17 protein-coding genes are annotated in these 18,494 nt (G+C 66.5%); 5 read left to right on the forward strand and 12 right to left on the reverse strand.

The genetic code is table 11. The features are described from left to right. Window positions 1-149: 149 nt before the first annotated feature. The 6 genes from ACEF39_RS07115 to aptA form a co-directional block, all read right to left on the reverse strand. On the reverse strand, window positions 150-479 hold the full coding sequence (locus tag ACEF39_RS07115) for a DUF3325 domain-containing protein (RefSeq protein ID WP_500287447.1): 330 nt from the start codon (window positions 477-479) through the stop codon (window positions 150-152). Next, complete coding sequence (locus ACEF39_RS07120; RefSeq protein WP_500287448.1) at window positions 476-2,104, reverse strand: PepSY-associated TM helix domain-containing protein; 1,629 nt, start codon at window positions 2,102-2,104, stop codon at window positions 476-478. Before ACEF39_RS07120 ends, ACEF39_RS07115 begins: the two co-directional genes overlap by 4 nt. Continuing rightward, window positions 2,101-2,421, reverse strand: a complete 321-nt coding sequence (locus tag ACEF39_RS07125; RefSeq protein ID WP_500287990.1) for a DUF3649 domain-containing protein — start codon at window positions 2,419-2,421, stop codon at window positions 2,101-2,103. The genes ACEF39_RS07120 and ACEF39_RS07125 overlap by 4 nt, the downstream gene beginning before the upstream one ends. 486 nt (window positions 2,422-2,907) lie before the next feature. Beyond that, complete coding sequence (locus tag ACEF39_RS07130) at window positions 2,908-4,194, reverse strand: DUF445 domain-containing protein (RefSeq protein ID WP_500287449.1); 1,287 nt, start codon at window positions 4,192-4,194, stop codon at window positions 2,908-2,910. Window positions 4,195-4,309: 115 nt separating this feature from the next. Continuing rightward, window positions 4,310-5,194: a ParB N-terminal domain-containing protein gene (locus tag ACEF39_RS07135; protein ID WP_500287450.1), complete on the reverse strand. Its 885-nt coding sequence runs from the start codon at window positions 5,192-5,194 to the stop codon at window positions 4,310-4,312. Between the two features lie 63 nt (window positions 5,195-5,257). Next, window positions 5,258-6,610, reverse strand: a complete 1,353-nt coding sequence (gene aptA, locus ACEF39_RS07140; protein ID WP_500287451.1) for an omega-aminotransferase AptA — start codon at window positions 6,608-6,610, stop codon at window positions 5,258-5,260. A 153-nt stretch (window positions 6,611-6,763) separates the two neighbouring features. Between aptA and ACEF39_RS07145 the strand changes: the two genes are divergently transcribed. Beyond that, complete coding sequence (locus ACEF39_RS07145; RefSeq protein ID WP_500287452.1) at window positions 6,764-8,260, forward strand: aldehyde dehydrogenase; 1,497 nt, start codon at window positions 6,764-6,766, stop codon at window positions 8,258-8,260. An 88-nt stretch (window positions 8,261-8,348) separates the two neighbouring features. On the opposite strand, the gene ACEF39_RS07150 is transcribed toward ACEF39_RS07145, so the two are convergent. Then, window positions 8,349-8,990, reverse strand: a complete 642-nt coding sequence (locus ACEF39_RS07150) for a hypothetical protein (protein WP_500287453.1) — start codon at window positions 8,988-8,990, stop codon at window positions 8,349-8,351. A 35-nt stretch (window positions 8,991-9,025) separates the two neighbouring features. After that, window positions 9,026-9,151: a hypothetical protein gene (locus ACEF39_RS07155; RefSeq protein ID WP_500288071.1), complete on the reverse strand. Its 126-nt coding sequence runs from the start codon at window positions 9,149-9,151 to the stop codon at window positions 9,026-9,028. On the opposite strand from ACEF39_RS07155, the gene ACEF39_RS07160 reads away from it, so the two are divergent. After that, window positions 9,138-10,418, forward strand: coding sequence for an MFS transporter (locus ACEF39_RS07160; protein WP_500287991.1), 1,281 nt, complete (start codon window positions 9,138-9,140; stop codon window positions 10,416-10,418). The two genes, ACEF39_RS07155 and ACEF39_RS07160, sit on opposite strands and share 14 nt — an antisense overlap. On the opposite strand, the gene ACEF39_RS07165 is transcribed toward ACEF39_RS07160, so the two are convergent. Continuing rightward, window positions 10,419-10,880, reverse strand: coding sequence for a bacteriohemerythrin (locus ACEF39_RS07165; protein ID WP_500287454.1), 462 nt, complete (start codon window positions 10,878-10,880; stop codon window positions 10,419-10,421). An 85-nt stretch (window positions 10,881-10,965) separates the two neighbouring features. Next, entirely contained in the window at window positions 10,966-12,309 is a 1,344-nt protein-coding gene (locus ACEF39_RS07170; RefSeq protein WP_500287992.1) for a diguanylate cyclase, read from the reverse strand. A gap of 259 nt (window positions 12,310-12,568) precedes the next feature. On the opposite strand from ACEF39_RS07170, the gene ACEF39_RS07175 reads away from it, so the two are divergent. Beyond that, window positions 12,569-12,898: a hypothetical protein gene (locus tag ACEF39_RS07175; RefSeq protein WP_500287455.1), complete on the forward strand. Its 330-nt coding sequence runs from the start codon at window positions 12,569-12,571 to the stop codon at window positions 12,896-12,898. A 113-nt stretch (window positions 12,899-13,011) separates the two neighbouring features. Here the strand turns inward: ACEF39_RS07175 and ACEF39_RS07180 are convergent, their stop codons facing one another. Then, a complete protein-coding gene (locus ACEF39_RS07180) occupies window positions 13,012-14,589 on the reverse strand; it encodes an MASE1 domain-containing protein (RefSeq protein ID WP_500287456.1) in 1,578 nt (525 codons plus the stop codon). A 230-nt stretch (window positions 14,590-14,819) separates the two neighbouring features. Further along, on the reverse strand, window positions 14,820-16,097 hold the full coding sequence (locus tag ACEF39_RS07185) for an NAD(P)/FAD-dependent oxidoreductase (protein WP_500287457.1): 1,278 nt from the start codon (window positions 16,095-16,097) through the stop codon (window positions 14,820-14,822). A 161-nt stretch (window positions 16,098-16,258) separates the two neighbouring features. Between ACEF39_RS07185 and ACEF39_RS07190 the strand changes: the two genes are divergently transcribed. Together ACEF39_RS07190 and ACEF39_RS07195 are read left to right on the forward strand one after the other, a co-directional pair. After that, the gene (locus ACEF39_RS07190; RefSeq protein WP_500287458.1) at window positions 16,259-17,020 is read left to right on the forward strand and encodes a gamma-glutamyl-gamma-aminobutyrate hydrolase family protein; all 762 of its coding nucleotides are present in this window, start codon (window positions 16,259-16,261) and stop codon (window positions 17,018-17,020) included. Continuing rightward, the gene (locus tag ACEF39_RS07195; RefSeq protein WP_363730986.1) at window positions 17,017-18,411 is read left to right on the forward strand and encodes a glutamine synthetase family protein; all 1,395 of its coding nucleotides are present in this window, start codon (window positions 17,017-17,019) and stop codon (window positions 18,409-18,411) included. The genes ACEF39_RS07190 and ACEF39_RS07195 overlap by 4 nt, the downstream gene beginning before the upstream one ends. The last annotated feature ends 83 nt before the right edge of the window (window positions 18,412-18,494 follow it).

The raw sequence follows: 18,494 nt of genomic DNA on the forward strand, positions 1-18,494 counted from the left end.
CCGACGTCCGGGATCGGATCCCCTGCGCGCAGCGCAGGGGATCCGATCCCATCAAGGTCGGTGGATCCACGCCATGCATCGATGGCGGTACGTGCCTGGGGTCAGAGCCCTTGCGCTGTGCGCAAGGGATCCGACCCCGGTGGCTTCGGCTACAACAACGCCACCACCAGCCCGATAACCGGCAACGCGATCGCCAGCGGTGCGATCCACTTTGGCCGGTACGGATACAGCGCAAACGCCAGCACGATTCCACCCAGCGTAAGCGCGCCGAGCCACAGCACCGGGCCCATTGCCCAGCCGTGATCGACCACGCACAGCGCGAACGCCACGGTCAGCAGCACCCAGCCCAGCACCCGCCATTGCATGCGCCGTACCGGTGACGCCGCTGCCTTGCCGTGCAGTTCCTGCTGGTGCTTTTCCATCGCCAGCGACAGCGCGGTGAACGCTGTGAACGATAGCCCCAGTACCAGCAGCATCATGCGCTGGCCTCCGCTTCCACTGCATCGGCCGGTGCCTTGGTCGCTGCGGCGGCCGCAGCGCGCTTCTTCTTCTCGGCGGCAGTCAGCGGTGGCGTCCAGCGCTGCATGCGCCAGCCGCACAGGGCCAGCATCGCGCCGAAGGCGATCATCGACAGATCGAAGCCGGCCAATGCCCAGTCACCGTTGAACAGGGTCACGCCCAGGTGTGCGTGGGTGGTCAGCGCGTTCACTACCGGGATCAGCGCGAACGCGGCCGCGCCGATGTACAGCTGCCACGCCCACATCATCCGCTTGGGCCAGATGAAGGCCGCCAGCAGCGAGGCGCCCCACGCGTAGAAGAACACATTCGCTTCGGCGTTGGAGCGCTCGGCAAGGCCCAGCGGCAGCAGGCGGTTGCCCCAGAAATAGGCGGCGAAGGCGATCGGCAGGCCGGCCACGGCGCCGATGTTCAGCGCATCGACCAGGCGCAGGCCGAAGCCGGTGCGACCGCTCTTGGCATGCTTCGGACGCTCCTTCACCGCCCACAGCACCACGCCGCTGGCCACCATCAGGCAGCCGGTCAGGCCGGACAGGAAGAACAACGCGCGCAGGCCCCAGTCGGCGAAGCGGGCCAGGTGCAGGCCATACAGCACGCCACGGGTGGCGGTGGCGCCGCCGGAAGGCGGGGTTTCCTGCAGCAGCGCGCCAGTGACCATGTCATAGCGCAGTGCGGGCGTATCGCTGGACAAACGCTTGCCGTCGCGTTGGCGGATGTCGATCACCGCATTGACGGCACCGGGATTGGCAACACTGAAACCGGCGACCTCGGTGCCGTGCCAATGCATGCGGGCACTGTCCAGCAGCTGCCGCAGTGGCAGGGGGGCTGCCTTGCCTTCGGCGGGCGCGGTGACCTCGGGCAGGCCACCAAAGGCCTCCGCGTAGAACGCATCCTGGTCGGTGCCGTAGGCCACGTTCACTCCCCACGGCAGGTACATGATCATCAACGTAACGATGCCGGTGTAGGTGATCATCGCGTGGTAGGGCAGGGCCATCACCGCGCTGACGTTGTGGAAGTCCAGCCAGGAGCGCAGGCTCTTGTCTTTCCGGAAGGTGAAGAAGTCCTTGAAGATCTTCTTGTGGGTGATCACGCCGGTGATGATCGCCACCAGCATGAACATCGCGCAGAAGCCCACCAGGTAGCGCGCCCACAGTACCGGGATGTAATGCAGGTCGAAGTGCAGGCGGTAGAAGAAGTCGCCGCCGCGGGTCTCTCGGGCCTTCAGCTCGGTGCCGGTGTTGGGGTCCAGGGTGGCATCGCCGAAGGCGCCGCGGCGCCCCTTGCTCGGATCGGCCAGTGCCTCTGGCAATCGCCAGAACATCTGCATGGCCGGATTGCGTGGCTGCGGCAGGGTAACGAACCAGCTCTCGGCCTGTGGTGCGTTGGTCAGCAGGTAGTCGGCCGCGCGCTGCGCCGCTTCGTCGGTGCTGACCGTGCTGCGCGGCAGTTCCGGGCGCATCCAGCGGCTGATTTCCTCGCGGTAGTAGCTGGCGGTGCCCGCCATGAAGATCAGCAGCAGCAGCCAGCCGACCAGCAGGCCGGTCCAGGTATGCAGCCAGGCCATGGATTGGCGGAATCCATTCTTCATGCCCACGCTCCCAGCAGACGCGAAATGCCGGCCATCAGCAGGGTGGGGGCGAGAATGCCGACCCAGGCGCGCAGCGCACTGCGGGTGGCGAACGCCCACAGTGCTGCGCAGGCGGCGACCAGGATCGCCAGCAGCATGCCGGTCAGCACGGCCTGGCCGCGCGCGCCCGGCAGCACCAGCGCACAGAACACGGTGGTCACCGAGGCAAGCGCGTAGCCGCCGAAGATGGCGGCAAGGGATCGGGACAGCACGCCCCATCGCGGATTGGCGAAGAGGGTGCTGAAGCGGGGGCTGGCGGTTGCGGGCGAGCGGTCCACGTTGGTCCTGCAGGTTGAACGAAAGAGGACCGGCGCACCGAAGCGCGCCGGGGTTGGCTGTCCGTGGCCGGCGTCGTCATAGGAACCGGCGCGGTTGTAGTACTTCTTGTCCAGCAGGTTGTTCACGTTCTCCTGGCGGTGAGTTCTCGCTGAAGCGATAGCCGGCCGACAGGTTGAGCAGGTAGATGTCACCCCGTTCGATCGCCACGCGGTCGCGCTTGCCACTGACCAGGAAGGCCCCGCGCGACTTGCGCCCCCCCGCGTGATTCCCATCGACGATGGGCCATCTGCGGCAGGCCGGGGACCCGGTAGTCGGGAGATGTACACGGGCGAAGGGGCAGGTGGACGCGTGCTTCCGGACACCGCTTGGCTGAGCGTACAACCGATCAGTAAATGATAGGCATTCGCATTTCGTTAAGCAAGCGCGACAGCCTCAGTGATCCCCGCATGGTGTGGATCTACTGGCAAAGACTCCGGAATCTCAGCCTAGAACCGGAACAGAACAGTCGCCGCATGCAGCAGCAGCCCGATCAGGCCGCCCACCAGGGTGCCGTTGAAGCGGATGAACTGCAGGTCGCGGCCCACGCTCAGTTCCAGCTGTTCGACCAGGTGGCGTTCGTCCCAGCTCTTCACGGTCTGCGCGATATGGGCGGTGACGCCCTCGCGCAGGCGCCCGGTGAGGCGCTGCGCGCCTTCCAGCAGGTGCTGGTTCAATGCCTCGCGCAATGCCGGGTCCGATTGCAGGCTGTCACCCAGCGAGGCCAGGCTGCGCTGCAGGTGACCGACCAGTGCCGAGTCCTCGCGCTGCAGATCGCCGCGCAGGCTGGCATGGATGCGCGACCACAGGCCCTGTACGTACTCCTGCAGGGCAGGATGGTCGATCATTTCCTGCTTGAGCTGCTCGATGCGCTCGGCCAGTGCCGGGTCTTCGCGCAGGCGCTGCACGTAGTTGCCCAGCCACTGCTCGTAATCCTGGCGCAGCGGATGCTGCGGCTCCGCCAGCACCTGCTGCAGTTCTTCCAGCACCGCCCCGGCCAGGCGTTCGGCAAGGTTGTCGCCGATCTCATCGATCGGCTTGATCCAGTTCACCGTGCTCGACAGCGTCGGCCATTCGCGCTGGATGTAGCGCACGATCAGCTGCGAGGCGCGTTCCTTCACTTCCGGCTGCTCCAGCCAGCGCCCCAACCGTTGCAGGCCTTCGTCCAGCACCCGCTGGTGGCGGCCATCGGCGGTCAGCAGGCCCAGCAGTTCGCCGGCGGTGGCCGCGGCATTCCACTGCCGCAACTGCTGCACCACGAAGCTGTGCAGCTGCCGCCGCACCGCCGCTTCATCAAAGAAGTCCAGCGCCTGCAATGCCCAGCCACGGGCCATGTCGGCCAGCATCCTTGACCGTGCGGGATCGGCCAGCCAGCTGCCGAGGCGGCTGGCCGGGTCGAACACCTGCAGCTTGGCTAGCAGCACCGTCGGTTCCAGGAACTGGTCGCGCACGAACAGGGCCAGGCTGTCACCGATGCGTTCCTTGCTGCGCGGAATGATCGCCGTATGCGGAATCGGCAGGCCCATCGGCCGCCGGAACAGGGCGACCACCGCGAACCAGTCCGCGAGTGCGCCGACCGCGGCGGCCTCGCAGAAGGCCGAGACCCAGGCCCAGATGCCGCGCTCGCCCTGCCAGTGGCTGACCGCGAAACCGGCCAGCATCAGCAGCAGCAGGCCAAGGGCGAGGGCTTTCAGGCGCCGCAGCTGAGCGCGGCGCGGATCGATGGCAGACGTCATGCCCGAAGTCTACCCGCCACTGAATGATGCCGACGCATCGGTAGCGCCGGGCCATGCCCGGCGGCTTTTCAGAGCCCGCTGCGCTCGCCGGGCATGGCCCGGCGCTACCCATCCGTTACAGCGCTTCCAGCTGCTTGCGCAGATGGGCCAGCTGTGCGCGCAGGGTATCGTTCTCGCGGGTCAGGTTCACCACGCGACGGCGCAGCGCCGGGGCATCCTCGCCCAGCTGCTCCAGCGCAGCCAGCACCTCGGCATCGCGGCTGGCGATCTCATCCTCGTTGGCTTCTTCGAAGTCCATTTCCGGCGACTCCGTTTCCGGCTTCGGCGCGCGCGGCTTGCGCTTGGACTCGCGCACACGCTTTGCAGCCTGCTTCAGTTCATCCTTGCCACCGGCGGCAGCGGCGCGCTGCTCTTCTTCCGGCAGGTCGGCCACGGCAGCGGCGGCGCTGATCGAGATCATGCCGGCCTTCACCGCTTCCACCACCTCGGCCGCGGCCTGGGCGTGGATGCGCTCGATCATGCCGACCTGGCTGGTGCTCAGCTTGGCTTCGCGGGCCAGTTCGGCGCGGCTGATCTTCGGCACTGGCTCCCACGGCGGGCTGTCTTCGCCGGCCTCATCGGCAGGCTCGGCGGTGCCATCGCTTTCGCGCTGCAGCTGCGCCTGCTCGACCTGCTTGCGCGCGGACAGGATGTCGCGCTTGCGCAGGGCCAATACGCCGCGCTGGAAATCGGAGACGCTGCGCCGGCCCAGGTGCTGCTCGATCATCCACAGGTGCACGTCTTCCATGCTCTGGAAGCGGGTGTTCTGCACGGTGTTGAACGGCAGGCCGTGCTTCTGGCAGATGCCGTAACGGTTGTGCCCATCCACCAGCACCTCGCCCCACAGCACCAGCGCATCACGGCAGCCTTCGGCGAGGATGCTGCGCTCCAGCGCTTCGTGTTCGTCCGCGGTGAGCGGGTCGATGTAGGCCTTGAGTTCTTCTTTGACGACGATGTTCATGGGCACGGCAACGGACAGGAGCGGAACCGCCCATTGTACCCGCTCGCCACCTTCGTCCCGGCCTCAGGCGGTGGCCCGGATCATCTCGCCCAGGGTGCCGGTGATCTGGTCGATCTGTGCCTTGTCCACGATCAGCGGCGGTGACAACGCGATGATGTCGCCGGTACAGCGCACCAGCAGGCGCCCGTCATGGAAGCAACGGCGGAACACCTCGTAGCCACGGCTGCCGGGGGCGTCCTTGCGCGGCGCCAGCTCCACCGCACCGACCAGGCCGAAGTTGCGGATGTCGATCACGTTCGGCAGCCCCTGCAGGTCGTGCAGGCCCTCCTGCCAGTACTCACCCAGTTCGATCGCACGCTCGAACAGTCGTTCCTCGGCGTAGACGTCCAGTGTGGCCAGCGCCGCCGCGCAGGCCAAGGGGTGGCCCGAATAGGTATAGCCATGGAAAAGCTCGATGGCCTGTGGCGGACCCTGCATGAAGCTGGCATGCACGCTGTCGCCGACCAGCACGCCACCCAGCGGCACCGCGCCGTTGCTGGCGCCCTTGGCGAAGGTCAGCAGATCCGGGGTGACCCCGAAACGCTGTGCGGCGAACGCCATGCCGACCCGGCCGAACCCGGTGATGACTTCATCGAACACCAGCAGGATGCCGTGCTGGTCGCAGATCTCACGCAGGCGCTGCAGATACCCCGGTGCCGGCAGGATCACACCGGCCGACCCAGCAATGGGCTCGACGAACACCGCGGCAATGGTGGAGGGATCGTGCAGGGCGATCAGCCGTTCCAGATCGTCGGCCAGCTCGGCTCCCTGACGCGGCAGCCCCTTGCTGAAGGCATTGCGTGACAGGTCCAGCGTGTGCCGCAGGTAGTCCACGCCGCCCAGCTGCAGGCCGAACTGGCGGCGGTTGTTGGGCAGCCCGCCCAACGCCATACCGCCGAAGCCGACCCCGTGGTAGGCCTTCTCGCGGCTGATGAAACGCGTGCGCTGGCCCTCGCCACGCAGGCGATGGTGGGCCAGCACGATCTTCATCGCCGAATCCACCGCCTCCGAGCCCGAGCTGGTGAAGAACACGTGGTTGAGCCCGGCCGGGGCCAGCGCCGCCAGTCGCTGCGCCAGGGCGAAGGCCGGCGGCGAACCCATCTGGAAGGCGGGCGAATAATCGAGCGTGGCGGCCTGCTCGGCGATCGCGTCGACGATGCGCCGGCGCGCGTGCCCTGCATTGCAGCACCACAGGCCAGCGGTGCCATCGAGGATGACGCGCCCATCCACGTCCTCGTAGTGCATGCCCTCGGCACGTACCAGCATGCGCGGCGCGCCCTTGTACTGGCGGTTGGCAGTGAACGGCATCCAGTACGCGTCCAGTGAATCGGGGCGCTGGGTGGCCAGGTCGTGCAGGTCGCTTGCAAGGGGTTTCATGCCGGCTCCGTCGGGTCCGATGGTTGCGACTCTAGCGCAGCCGCGTCACGGATCTGTCGCCAGGCAGGGCCCGGCGCTACCGGAATACGCACGTCACGACCCGGTCGCGGCCGCGTCGGTATAACGGCGGACAGTCGATACGCGGAGGACCCCATGACCCACTTCCCCGACCGCAGCCACTGGCAGGCCCTGTCCTGCCGCGTGGCGATTCCCGGCCAAGCGTTCATCGATGGCCGCTACGTGGATGCCGCCGGCGGCGCGCGTTTTGATTGCATCAGCCCGATCGACGGGCGCGTACTGGGCGCAGTGGCCGACTGTGATGCGCAGGACGTTGAGCGTGCAGTGGCCTCGGCGCGCCGCGCGTTCGAAGCAGGCCACTGGTCGCAGGCCAGCCCCGCCCATCGCAAGCGCGTGCTGCTGGCGCTGGCCGCGCTGGTGGAGACGCATGCCGATGAGCTGGCCCTGCTGGAAACGCTGGACATGGGCAAGCCGATCCGCGATGCGCGCCGCATCGACCTGCCCGGCGTGGTGCGCTGCCTGACCTGGACCGCCGAGGCGGTGGACAAGCTGTACGGTGAAATCGCGCCCACCGGCCCGCACGAGCTGGGCCTGGTCACGCGCGAGGCCGCGGGCGTGGTGGCGGCCATCGTGCCGTGGAATTTTCCGTTGTTGATGGCCTGCTGGAAGATCGCGCCGGCATTGGCGATGGGAAACTCGGTGGTGCTGAAGCCCTCCGAGCGCTCGCCGCTGAGTGCGTTGCGGCTGGCCGCACTGGCGGCCGAAGCGGGATTGCCCGAGGGCGTGCTCAACGTGTTGCCCGGCCACGGTTCACGCGTGGGCGAACCGCTTGCCCTGCACATGGATGTAGATGTGCTTGCCTTCACCGGTTCCACCGCTACCGGCGCCAGGTTGCTGGAGTACGCCGGTCGTTCCAACCTCAAGCGGGTCTGGCTGGAATGCGGTGGCAAGAGCCCGCATGTGGTGTTTGCCGATGCGCCGGACCTGGATGCGGCCGCCAAGGGCGTGGCGCAGGGTATCTTCTTCAACCAGGGGGAAGTCTGCACGGCCGGTTCGCGGTTGCTGGTGCAGCGTTCGATCCGCGATGACTTCGTGCACCAGGTGGTCGCTTACGGCCAGCGCATGCAACCCTGCCATCCGCTGGAGGCAGATGCGCCGATGGGCGCGCTGGTCGATGCCGCGCATGTGGACAAGGTGCTGGCCGACATCGCCCGGGCCGAAACCGATGGCGCGCGCCTGCTGCTGGGCGGCCAACGCGCCGAGGTGGAGGCGGGTGGTTGCTATGTGCAGCCGACGGTGTTCGACCAGGTGCGGCCCGAGCAGGCGCTGGCCCGCGAGGAAGTGTTCGGCCCCGTGCTGGCGGTGCTTGGCTTCGACGACGAAGCCGAGGCCGTGCGCCTGGCCAACGACAGCCGCTACGGGCTGGCCGCCGGCCTGTGGACGCGGGATCTCGGTCGCGCCCATCGCGTAGCCCGTCAGCTGCGTGCGGGCAGCGTGTGGGTGAACGGCTGGGACGGCGGTGACATGACGGCGCCATTTGGGGGCTACAAGCAGTCCGGGAACGGCCGCGATAAATCGCTGCATGCCTTCGACAAGTACAGCGAGATGAAGGCCACCTGGATCCAGCTGTGACGGCGCGCTTGCCGTGCGGCTCAGCGCGCTTCTGTAGAGCCGAGCCCATGCTCGGCTGCTCTTCGCTCTTCTGTAGATACCGTGTCGCCTACCTGCAGCGTGCGCTCACCTGCAGCACCGCCGCACGCAGCTGATCCCGGTAGGCTTCATCGACGGCATTCTGGAAATAGTCCATGTCCTGCTTGCCCAGCTCGCACGGGTCGACGATGTATCCGGGGGGCCACAAACCCAGCAACTGGGCCACACCATGCACGATCTGCTCCGGGGTCATCTGCCGGCGGATGCGGAAGTAGTTGCGGCGTGGCGCGAACGCCGGGTGCACCTCGCGGCGGCCGATCAGGCGCGGCGTCACGCCGGCTGCGCTGATGCCGTCACCGCCATCGATGCTGTCCGCCGGCAGTCCCAGGTTCAGCGGGGCGGCAGGCTGCACTTCTTCGACGGCGGACTCCAGGCGGTTCGTCCGTACAACTGGTGCTGCGTGTGGCGCGATCGGCGCGGCAGGGCGCGTCATCGACGCGACGGGGAGGGCATGGTGCTGCGGGATCGGATCAGATTCCTCCGGTGGCAGCCAGCGCAACGAAATCCGTGGCCCGTCGTCGCTACGCAGTTCGATCCGGCCGCTGCCCAGCAGCCACAGCGCCAGCACGCCATGCACCAGCAGCACCACCAGCCAGGCCGCCAAGCGCGGCACCTTCGGGGAATCGGACCACGGCAACGCGACTGCAGCCATCGGCAAGGCATCCATGCGGGAACCGGTGGCGCAGCCTAGCGGGCGGCTGGAAAAATTTCGTTGGCATCGGTCTCGGCTGAAACCATCGCCCCGTACAGCCACTGCCCCGTGGCAGAATCGGTCGATCCGCCGTTACCCGCCTTGCCGATGTCGACGATCACCGCTGCCGCGCCACCCGTGAATTCTCCCCGCCGTGTCCTGCTGGCCAGCCTGATCGGCACCACCATCGAGTTCTTCGACTTCTACATCTACGCCACCGCCGCGGTGCTGGTGTTCCCGCACCTGTTCTTCCCGGAAAGCAGCGACCAGGCAGCATTGCTGCAGTCCCTGGCCACCTTCGCAGTGGCCTTCATCGCGCGCCCGGTCGGCTCGGCGGTGTTCGGCCACTTCGGTGACCGCATCGGCCGCAAGGCCACCCTGGTGGCCGCACTGCTGACCATGGGCCTGTCCACGGTCGCCATCGGCCTGTTGCCGACCCACGCGCAGATCGGCCTATGGGCACCAGCGCTGCTGGCCCTGTGCCGCTTCGGTCAGGGTCTGGGCCTGGGCGGCGAGTGGGGTGGGGCGGTGCTGCTTGCCACCGAGAACGCGCCGCCGGGCAAGCGCGCCTGGTACGGCATGTTCCCGCAGTTGGGTGCACCGATCGGCTTCCTGCTGTCAGCGGGCATCTTCCTGCTGCTCGGTCGCTGGCTGGGCCAGGACGATTTCCTGCAATGGGGCTGGCGCATTCCGTTCGTGGCCAGCGCGCTGCTGGTCGGCCTGGGCCTGTGGGTGCGCCTGAACATCCACGAGACGCCGGATTTCAAGCGCGCGCTGGAGCGCAAGGCGCCGGTGCGTCTGCCGATGTGGACCGTGCTGCGCGACCATCCGCTGCCGATGCTGCTGGGCACGCTGGGTGCGTTCGCCACCTTCGTGCTGTTCTACCTGATGACGGTGTTCAGCCTCGGCCACGGCACCGCCGTGCTCGGCTACAGCCGCGAGCAGTTCCTGCTGATGCAGATGGTGGCGATGCTGTTCTTCGCCGCCGGCATCCCGCTGTCGGCACGTTACGGCGACCGCTGGGGCACCCGCCGCACGATGGCCATCGCCAGTCTGCTGATCATCGGCTTCGGTGTGCTGTTCGCACCGCTGTTCCAGCCCGGCAGCCCGTGGCTGGTGCTGACGTTCCTGTGCCTGGGCCTGTTCCTGATGGGGCTGACCTACGGCCCCTGCGGTACCTTCCTGGCCGAGATCTACCCGGTGGAAGTGCGCTACACCGGAGCCTCGCTGTCGTTCAACCTGGCGGGCATTCTTGGTGCAGCTCCGGCGCCGTACCTGGCTACCTGGCTGGCCGAGCGCTACGGGCTGGTCGCGGTCGGCTACTACCTGTGCCTGACCGCGGTGATCACGTTGTGTGCACTGCTGGCGCTGCAGCGCCGCCAGCGCTGATCAGCCGAAGAAGCGCTTGAGCGTGCGGCCCAGCCAGCCGCCGCTCTGGTGCTCGCGGGCGAACTGGTTCAGATGCTGCTTGACCTGTTCGGCATAGGCCTGGTCGTCGCCGCGGATGTGGTTGAACAGCCAGCGCGAGAGCATGGTGCGCAGCTCGTCACTGATGTCCTCACCGGCCTGGAAGCGCAGGCGATACTCGGCCACGCGCTTGATGAAGATTTCATGCACGCGCTTGTGCGCGGCGCAGAACGGATAGCCTGCTTCTTCCATCAGTTCTTCTTCGAATGCGAAGTGCGACATGGTGTAGTCCACCACCTCGTCGATCACTTCGCCCACCGCCGCACGCTGCAGGCTGGTCTGCGCCATGTGCAGGTGGTTGAGCATCTCGACGATGCGGCGGTGTTGCTGATCGATCACATCAATGCCGATGTTCAGATCGTCCTGCCAGACCAGTAGTGCCATCCCCGGCTCCCCTTCATGCTGATGTCGGGGCCGACTGTAGAGGTGCCGCCCGCAGGCGGCGTTGATCTGGATCAAAGCACGCCGGTCAGGACAGCGCAGCCTCACGCGGACGCAGTGGGTTGGCAACGGTGGTGCAGCTGACCCGGTTGCGGCCGCCGGCCTTGGCCAGGTACAGCTGGCGATCGGCCTCGGAAATCAGCCGGTGCAGCGCATCGCGTTGCGGCCGCAGGCAGCACAGGCCGATGCTGACCGTCATGCGCAGGGTGGCGCTGCCGATGTCCACTTCCAGCGCGGCGATGCGCTGGCGCAGCTCCTCGAAATAGAGCAACGCTTCGTCCTGTTCCATGTCCGGCACCAGCAGGCAGAATTCCTCACCGCCGAAGCGCGCGATCAGGTCCTGGCTGCGCGCGTGGTCGCCGACGGCACGGGCGACCGCACGCAGCGCATCGTCACCGGCTTCGTGGCCGTGGGTGTCGTTGATGTGTTTGAAATGGTCGATGTCGATCATCGCCACCGCCACGCACTGGCCATGCAGCTGCAGTTGCGGCAGCTGGCGCTGGCTCTGTTCCAGGAAGCAGCGGCGGTTGGGCAGGCCGGTGAGGAAATCGCGGGTGGCCAGGTCCTGCAGCGTACCGATCAGCTCCAGCTGGTCGACATTCTGCGAGACACGGCAGAAGAACTCTTCGCGCGAGAAGGGCTTGCGCAGGAAGTCATTGGCGCCGTTCTTCAGGAAACGTGGGATCAACGACGCATCGGTATTGCCGGAAATGCCGATCACCGCCACCTTGTCGCGCGAACGCAGGGTGCGCAGGCGGCGGGTGAACTCCACGCCCTGCATGCCCGGCATTTCCTGGTCGACCACGGCCAGGCGGATCGCCGGGTGCGCCTCGATCGCCGCCAGGCCTTCGCTGCCATCGGCCGCTTCGTACACCTCGTGGCCGTACATGCGCAGCAGGGCGGCGGCATAGCCACGCGCGGACGGCGAGTCGTCCACCACCAGCGCGGCGATGCGCCGGTTGCGCTCCAGGCGCTGCACCAGCCACACCAAGTAGTCGATGCTGCCCGGGGTGTTCTTCAGCACGTAGTCGATGATCTGCTGCTGCAGCACACGCTTGCGCAGGTCCTCGTCATACACGCCGCTGACCACCACCGTCGGCAGGTTGCGCTTGAGGAAGAACTCGACCACCGCGTCGCGGTCACCATCGGCCAGCACCAGCCCGGTCAGGACCAGGAACCAGCCGTCCTCGGCAGTGAGCAGGCGGTCGGCCTCGGCCAGCGAGCTGGCCACCACCACCGGCAGCTCCAGGCGCTGCTCGATTGCCTCGCGCAGCATGCCGGTGAACGCGCGCGAGTTTTCCACCAGCAGGATCCGCTGAGGCAGGGGATCGGTCAGGTCGCCATCCAGAGCGGCCTGCGACAGGACGGGCATGATGCGGTGGCTCATGTGGGAAAGTCTTGGCACGGATAGCGGCGGTTTCGGGTGTAACTTTAGGACGAAAACGTCCATGCCCGTTGCCAGGGCAATTGATTGGACGGGAAGAGGTTAGTATCTGCTGGAGGTTCCCGACGTTAACTTCGACCTGGAGGTCACTGTGCGATTTTCATGTTTTGGTGCGGCCACTGGATTTCTGATGCTTGCCGCTGCCCCAGCAATCGCGGGCGGTCCGTCGGATTTTCATGGAAAGCCATTGGCTACGGCTGGGTTGGGGCAGGCCAGTCCGGCCGCGATCAATCTCAGCCAGGACCCCAGCTGGCAACTGTATGGATTCCAGCGTGACGGAATCACCTATCTGCAGGTGAATGACCTGCTCGGAAATGTGCAGATGATCATCGGCAATGCAGGGGGTACCTACTGGGTGCTGCCGGCAGGCAACAACGCGGCCCGGGTTTCGCTGCCCCAGCAGCAGATCCAGATTCCGGCAGGTGCCAGTCGCTCGCAGATCTACAGCGGCAGTGATTTCTCGCTGGTGCGGTATCGCAGTGGCGCGGAAGTCATCTGGTCGGTTGAAACGCCGTAAAGACGATGAACTAGGCAGCGGCGTCAGGATCTCCTGCGCCGCTGCGTTTGACCGCGATGTATGCGGCCGATGCGTGACACGCCGCAAGGCGGGCCCTTGGCGGACACTGGCCGTCAGGTCTGGGTCTGCGAGTTTCCCTGGCCGAAGGCCGTCACGTGATCCATGGCGTTGAACGATGCCATGCCCAGGGCAGCGGAATCACCCGTTTCCACCATCGCCATACGTATCCGGTTCCGATGGCACTGTACCGTTCCGCCATAGGCAATCGTCCGGCCAGCCAAGCGCTCGACTGTGGCGGTGACGGTGGACGGTGACAGGCTGCGATATGAATCCAGCAGTGCGACCGTCATCAGGATGCCGCGGCGTCCGCCTGCCTGGCCGCAACGCACGCGGATGCAGATCTGGCCTGATTCACTGTTGATCAACAGCGAAACGGCATCGGTCAGGGCGCGATAGGCGGCCAACTGCAGGCCGACACTCAGCTGACAGGGATCGCCGAGCAGGCGAGGGCGCATTACCCGATGGCTCAGGTCCCAGGTTTCGCGTACGCCGCCGGCCTGGAGGGCGACATAGAGCCCAAGGTGTTCCAGCGCAGCGGGGTAGACCATGCTGGTCTGTTCCCGGAACTGTCGCGAATGGACCGAAGCCATGTGCAGGAGACTGTTCGCTATGGTGGGATGGCCCTGAGCATTGAGCCAGTTCACCACCTCGCTGAGCGAGGTGTCGATGCCGTCCCCCAGTTTCCTCAGGTGCCGAGCCCGCTCGCGGAGATCGAGCTCGCTCGCCACCAGTGAATTACGCGCATGCTTGAGCGCATCTTTTTCACCCACTTCGCCCAGTCTCGAACGGTGGTAGTAGTGGGTGATACGCGAGCCCAGCACCAGCAGCGCAGCGCCGGTGACCGCCATGATCTGCTGGGTCGCGAAGGCGGCCGGATCGAAGGCGCCCGTGTAGGGGCTGGGCGTGGTCAGGCCAATGATCAGGTTGAGCGACGGCACGCCGATCGCCGCACCTCGCCAGCCATACAGGCAGGTAAGCACGACGACCGGCAGCGCCATCAGCAGCTGCATCGACGTCTTGGCGTTGACTTCGTCCAGGGGCAGCTGTGCGGCATACAGGCCAATCAATGCCATCAGCGTCAGGGCACCGAGTGCAGGCGGGGCGAAGCCTGAAGTCCATCGGGCGTTGCTGGTCCGTCGTGTCCACAGCAACGCGAGCGGCGCCAGGGTTAGAATGCCGATGAAGTCGCCGACGACCAGTCGCGCGATGCTGGCAAGCACCGGCATCTCCGGTGGTGTCGGCCACAGAAGGTGTGCCAGCATCAGATTGAGCGCCGTGACTACCAGCGCCGAAGCCGCCGCGACTGAAATCAGCCACGCATTCTTCGTGGTCAGCATCATCTTCCGGTGCAGATGCACGATCAGCATCACGGCAGGCATCAGCAGTGCCGAGCCCAGCACGATCCAGGCCAGCCCATACTTCTCGATCATTGGCACGCGCATCTGCGCAAAGTAGGCATATTCGCCCAGCAGCAGATACGGCCACCAGCGAGGGGGGAACAACAACACTGCAGCGACGCGGACGCCGGCAGGCAGATAGAACTGGTCGAGCGACAACTGACGCGACGCCCAGCATGCGACGGCGTACAGCAGTGCAAGGACCAGCCCCGCCGGGCGGATACGCAACTTCAACTGCAGGCCTTCATTCCACCAGTTCAATCGCACTACCCCTTCACAGTACGTTCCCTGTCAGCATCCATTCGCCGCGGGACCCGGTTCTTACCGACGGTATCGACACGCGTTCGATTATGCAATCGCCTCAGTGGTCTGCCCGGCAAGTGAGAAAGTCATCACATGATTACCTGCGGCGACGAGTTTCACAGTTTTCGGGGGACGGTAGATTCAGCTCGCTTCCCGGTGACTCACCACAGCGCATCGCGCAGTTTGTACCAGGACATGGCCGCCACCAGCAGCGGCATGCGCAGCAGGCGTCCGCCGGGGAAGGGCGCATGCTGCAGCCGCTGGAATACATCCAGCCGCTCGCTCTGGCCCGCAATCGCGGCAGCAATGACCTCGCCGGCCAAGCCGGCCGCTGCCACACCGTGGCCGGAGAAGCCCTGCGCGAAGTACAGATTCCCATCCAGCCGGCCCCAGTGCGGGGCGCGGTTGCGGGTGATGTCCACATAGCCGCCCCAGACCTGCTGCAGCGGAATGTCGGCCAGTTGCGGGAACACCTGGTGCATGCGCCGCTGCATCACCCGGTGCAGGCCCGGCGGCGGTAGCGCGGAATAGCTGGCGCGGCCACCGAACAGCAGGCGGTGGTCATGGCTGAGCCGGAAATAGTCCAGCGCCCAGGCCGTATCGGAGACCGCCATGTTGTTGCCGATCAGGGCGCGGGCGCGCTCGGCCCCCAGCGGCGCGCTGGCGCCGATATACGTACCGACCGGCATGATGCGCCGCTCAAGCTCAGGCACCAGCCCCTGCAGCAGGGCGTTGCCGGCCACCACCAGCTGCGGCGCGCGCACGCTGCCGTGATCGGTATGCAGCACCGCATGTGCGCCGCGTTGAATGCGCGTTACCGGCGACTGTTCGTGGATGACCACCCCGGCTGCGCGCGCTGCATCGGCCAGCCCGCGGGCGTAGGCCAGCGGATGCAGGTGGGCGCTGAGCGGGTCGAACATCGCCGCGCGGTAGCGCGGACTGTCCAGTTGCCCACGCAGGGTATCGCGCTCCCACCACTGCATCGGGTAATCGTACTGTCGCTGCAGGTGTTCGCAGTTGGCGCGCAGGTCGCGCTCGTGGCGTGCGCGGATGGCGACGCTGGCGTGGCCCTCCACCCAATGGCACTCAATGCCATGCCGGTTGATGCGCGCGCGCATCGCCTGTACCGCTTCGCGCGACCAGTCGAACAGGCGGCGCGCATCCTCGCGGCCGAGCTGGCGTTCCAGCTCGTCGACCTCACAGCCGTAGCCGACCAGTGCCTGGCCGCCATTGCGGCCAGAGGCTCCCCAGCCGATCCGCTGCGCTTCCAGCAGCACCACCCGCTGGCCGCGCAGGGCCAGTTCCAGTGCGGCGGTGAGGCCGGTATAGCCGGCGCCCAGTATCGCCACATCGGCATGCAGTTCACCGCGCAACGGCGGCAATGCGGGCGGTTCGGGCAGGCTGCTGGCGTACCAGCTGGGCGGGAAGGCGGCGCTCACCGGCGGCCTCGCAGAAGCGGCAAAGGGCGTTGGAGCGGGGGAGGACGGTCGGGCTTCACGGCGATAGTTTGGCCCAAGCCGGCCGCCCGTGGTGTGACGGCAGCGGCTTGCCGATGCCGATGCCGGGCGCGTACCTTGATGCCACGCCAAGGAGATTTCCCATGCGCCGCCTGCCTTGGGTGGGCCTGCCTACCGACAGCACCGTGCTCGGCCATCATCGTTTCGCGGTGGCCGGGGAAAAATATGTGCGTGCCTTGGTTGACGCTGCGCAGTCAACGCCACTGGTGCTGCCGAGCCTGCAGCCGCCGCTGCCGGCACGCGACTGGTTGCAGGGCCTGGATGGCCTGCTGTTGACCGGTGCGGTCAGCAACATCGAGCCGCAGCACTACGAGGGCGGCCGTAGCTGGGAGGGCAACCCTCACGACCCAGCGCGTGATGCCACTGCGTTCGCCCTGCTGTACGACGCGCTGGCAATGGATCTGCCGGTGCTGGCGATCTGCCGTGGCTTCCAGGAATTGAATGTGGCGCTCGGCGGCACGCTGCATCCGCAGGTGCATGCAGTACCTGGCCTGTCCGACCATCGCGAAGACCCGCAGGCGCCGGTGGAGGTGCAGTATGGGCCGGCCCATGCGATCACCCTGGCCGATGGTGGTTGGCTGGCTCAGTGGTCTGCCGGCGATCAGGTACAGGTCAATTCGGTGCACGGGCAGGGCATCGCGAGGTTGGCCGAAGGTCTGCAGATCGAGGCCTGGGCCGATGATGGCCTGGTCGAAGCAGCCCGCAGTCCGCGCCATCGATTCGTGCTCGGCGTACAGTGGCATCCGGAGTGGCGTGTCATGCAGACGCCGTTCTATCACGCTATTTTCCGTGCGTTCGGCCAAGCTTGCCGGCAGCACCAACAGAATCGACTGGAATCCCCATGAGTTCCCGAACGCGCCCGCGCAAGACGGCTACGCCCCCGCCCCCGCAGGAAAGCAGCCTGTTGCGCTGGCTGAAGGAGCGGCGCATCACCGAGGTCGAATGCCTGGTTCCGGACATCACCGGCAATGCGCGCGGCAAGATCATCCCGGCCGACAAGTTCTCGCACGATTACGGCACGCGCCTTCCGGAAGGCATCTTCGCGACTACGGTCACCGGCGAATTCCCGGACGACTACTACGACCTGACCTCGCCGTCGGACTCGGACATGATCCTGCGCCCCGATCCGGACACGGTGCGCATGGTGCCGTGGGCGACCGATCCGACCGCGCAGGTCATCCACGACTGCTACACCAAGAACGGTGAACCGCATGAGCTGGCGCCGCGCAACGTGCTGCGCCGGGTGCTGGATGCCTACACCGAGCTCGGCCTGCGACCGGTGGTTGCGCCCGAGCTGGAATTCTTCCTGGTACAGAAGAACACCGATCCGGATTTCCCGCTGCTGCCCCCGGCGGGCCGCTCGGGGCGCCCGGAAACGGCGCGGCAGTCGTACTCGATCGACGCGGTCAACGAGTTCGATCCGATCCTCGACCTGATGTACGACTATTGCGACGCGATGAAGCTGGACGTGGATACACTGATCCATGAATCCGGCGCGGCGCAGTTGGAAGTCAACTTCACCCACGCCAACGCCATGGATCTGGCCGACCAGGTGTTCCTGTTCAAGCGCACCATGCGCGAGTCGGCGATGCGCCATGGGGTGTATGCCACGTTCCTGGCCAAGCCGATGGAGAACGAGCCGGGCAGTGCGATGCACATCCACCAGAGTCTGCTGCGCATCAGCGATGGCCAGAATGTGTTCACCGGCGAGCACGGCGGTGAGGATTTCAGCCCGCTGTTCGCCCACTACCTGGCCGGCCTGCAGAAGTACGTGCCGATGGCCATGGCGTTCTTCGCGCCGAATGTGAATTCCTACCGGCGTCTGGTGTTCGGCGAAGTCTCGCCGAGCAACGTGCACTGGGGCTTCGACAACCGCACCTGCGGCCTGCGGGTGCCGCTGGATACGCCGGAGAACATGCGGGTGGAAAGCCGCTTCGCCGGTTCCGATGCCAACCCTTACCTGGCGATGGCCGCAACCCTGGCCTGTGGCCTGCTCGGCATCCGCGAGCGCCTCGCGCCGGATGCACCAGTGACCGGCAGCGCCAAGGAGCTGGGCTACGACCTGCCGCGTTCGCTGGGTGAAGCGCTGGACGGGCTGGAGCAGTGCAGCGAGCTGCAGGCATTGCTGGGCGAGCGCTTCTGCCGCGCCTACATCTCGGTCAAGCGCAAGGAATACGAGACCTTCTTCCGTGTGATCAGTTCGTGGGAACGCGAGTTCCTGCTGCTGAACGTGTGAAGGCCGCGAATAGAAAAATCCGTCGCCGGGGGGTAGGCTGGCACCCGTCGCCGGCCCGGCCGGCCCCCCTTTCCGCATTCTGG

The organism is Stenotrophomonas indicatrix (assembly GCA_041545745.1).
GTDB lineage: Bacteria > Pseudomonadota > Gammaproteobacteria > Xanthomonadales > Xanthomonadaceae > Stenotrophomonas > Stenotrophomonas indicatrix_A.

Bases quoted from the DNA above. Each gene is read 5' to 3' on its own strand.
- ACEF39_RS07115 (WP_500287447.1), bottom strand. From the start codon at position 479: ATGATGCTGCTGGTACTGGGGCTATCGTTCACAGCGTTCACCGCGCTG.
- ACEF39_RS07120 (WP_500287448.1), bottom strand. From the start codon at position 2,104: ATGAAGAATGGATTCCGCCAATCCATGGCCTGGCTGCATACCTGGACC.
- ACEF39_RS07130 (WP_500287449.1), bottom strand. From the start codon at position 4,194: ATGACGTCTGCCATCGATCCGCGCCGCGCTCAGCTGCGGCGCCTGAAA.
- ACEF39_RS07135 (WP_500287450.1), bottom strand. From the start codon at position 5,194: ATGAACATCGTCGTCAAAGAAGAACTCAAGGCCTACATCGACCCGCTC.
- aptA (WP_500287451.1), bottom strand. From the start codon at position 6,610: ATGAAACCCCTTGCAAGCGACCTGCACGACCTGGCCACCCAGCGCCCC.
- ACEF39_RS07145 (WP_500287452.1), top strand. From the start codon at position 6,764: ATGACCCACTTCCCCGACCGCAGCCACTGGCAGGCCCTGTCCTGCCGC.
- ACEF39_RS07150 (WP_500287453.1), bottom strand. From the start codon at position 8,990: ATGGCTGCAGTCGCGTTGCCGTGGTCCGATTCCCCGAAGGTGCCGCGC.
- ACEF39_RS07160 (WP_500287991.1), top strand. From the start codon at position 9,138: ATGTCGACGATCACCGCTGCCGCGCCACCCGTGAATTCTCCCCGCCGT.
- ACEF39_RS07165 (WP_500287454.1), bottom strand. From the start codon at position 10,880: ATGGCACTACTGGTCTGGCAGGACGATCTGAACATCGGCATTGATGTG.
- ACEF39_RS07170 (WP_500287992.1), bottom strand. From the start codon at position 12,309: ATGCCCGTCCTGTCGCAGGCCGCTCTGGATGGCGACCTGACCGATCCC.
- ACEF39_RS07190 (WP_500287458.1), top strand. From the start codon at position 16,259: ATGCGCCGCCTGCCTTGGGTGGGCCTGCCTACCGACAGCACCGTGCTC.
- ACEF39_RS07195 (WP_363730986.1), top strand. From the start codon at position 17,017: ATGAGTTCCCGAACGCGCCCGCGCAAGACGGCTACGCCCCCGCCCCCG.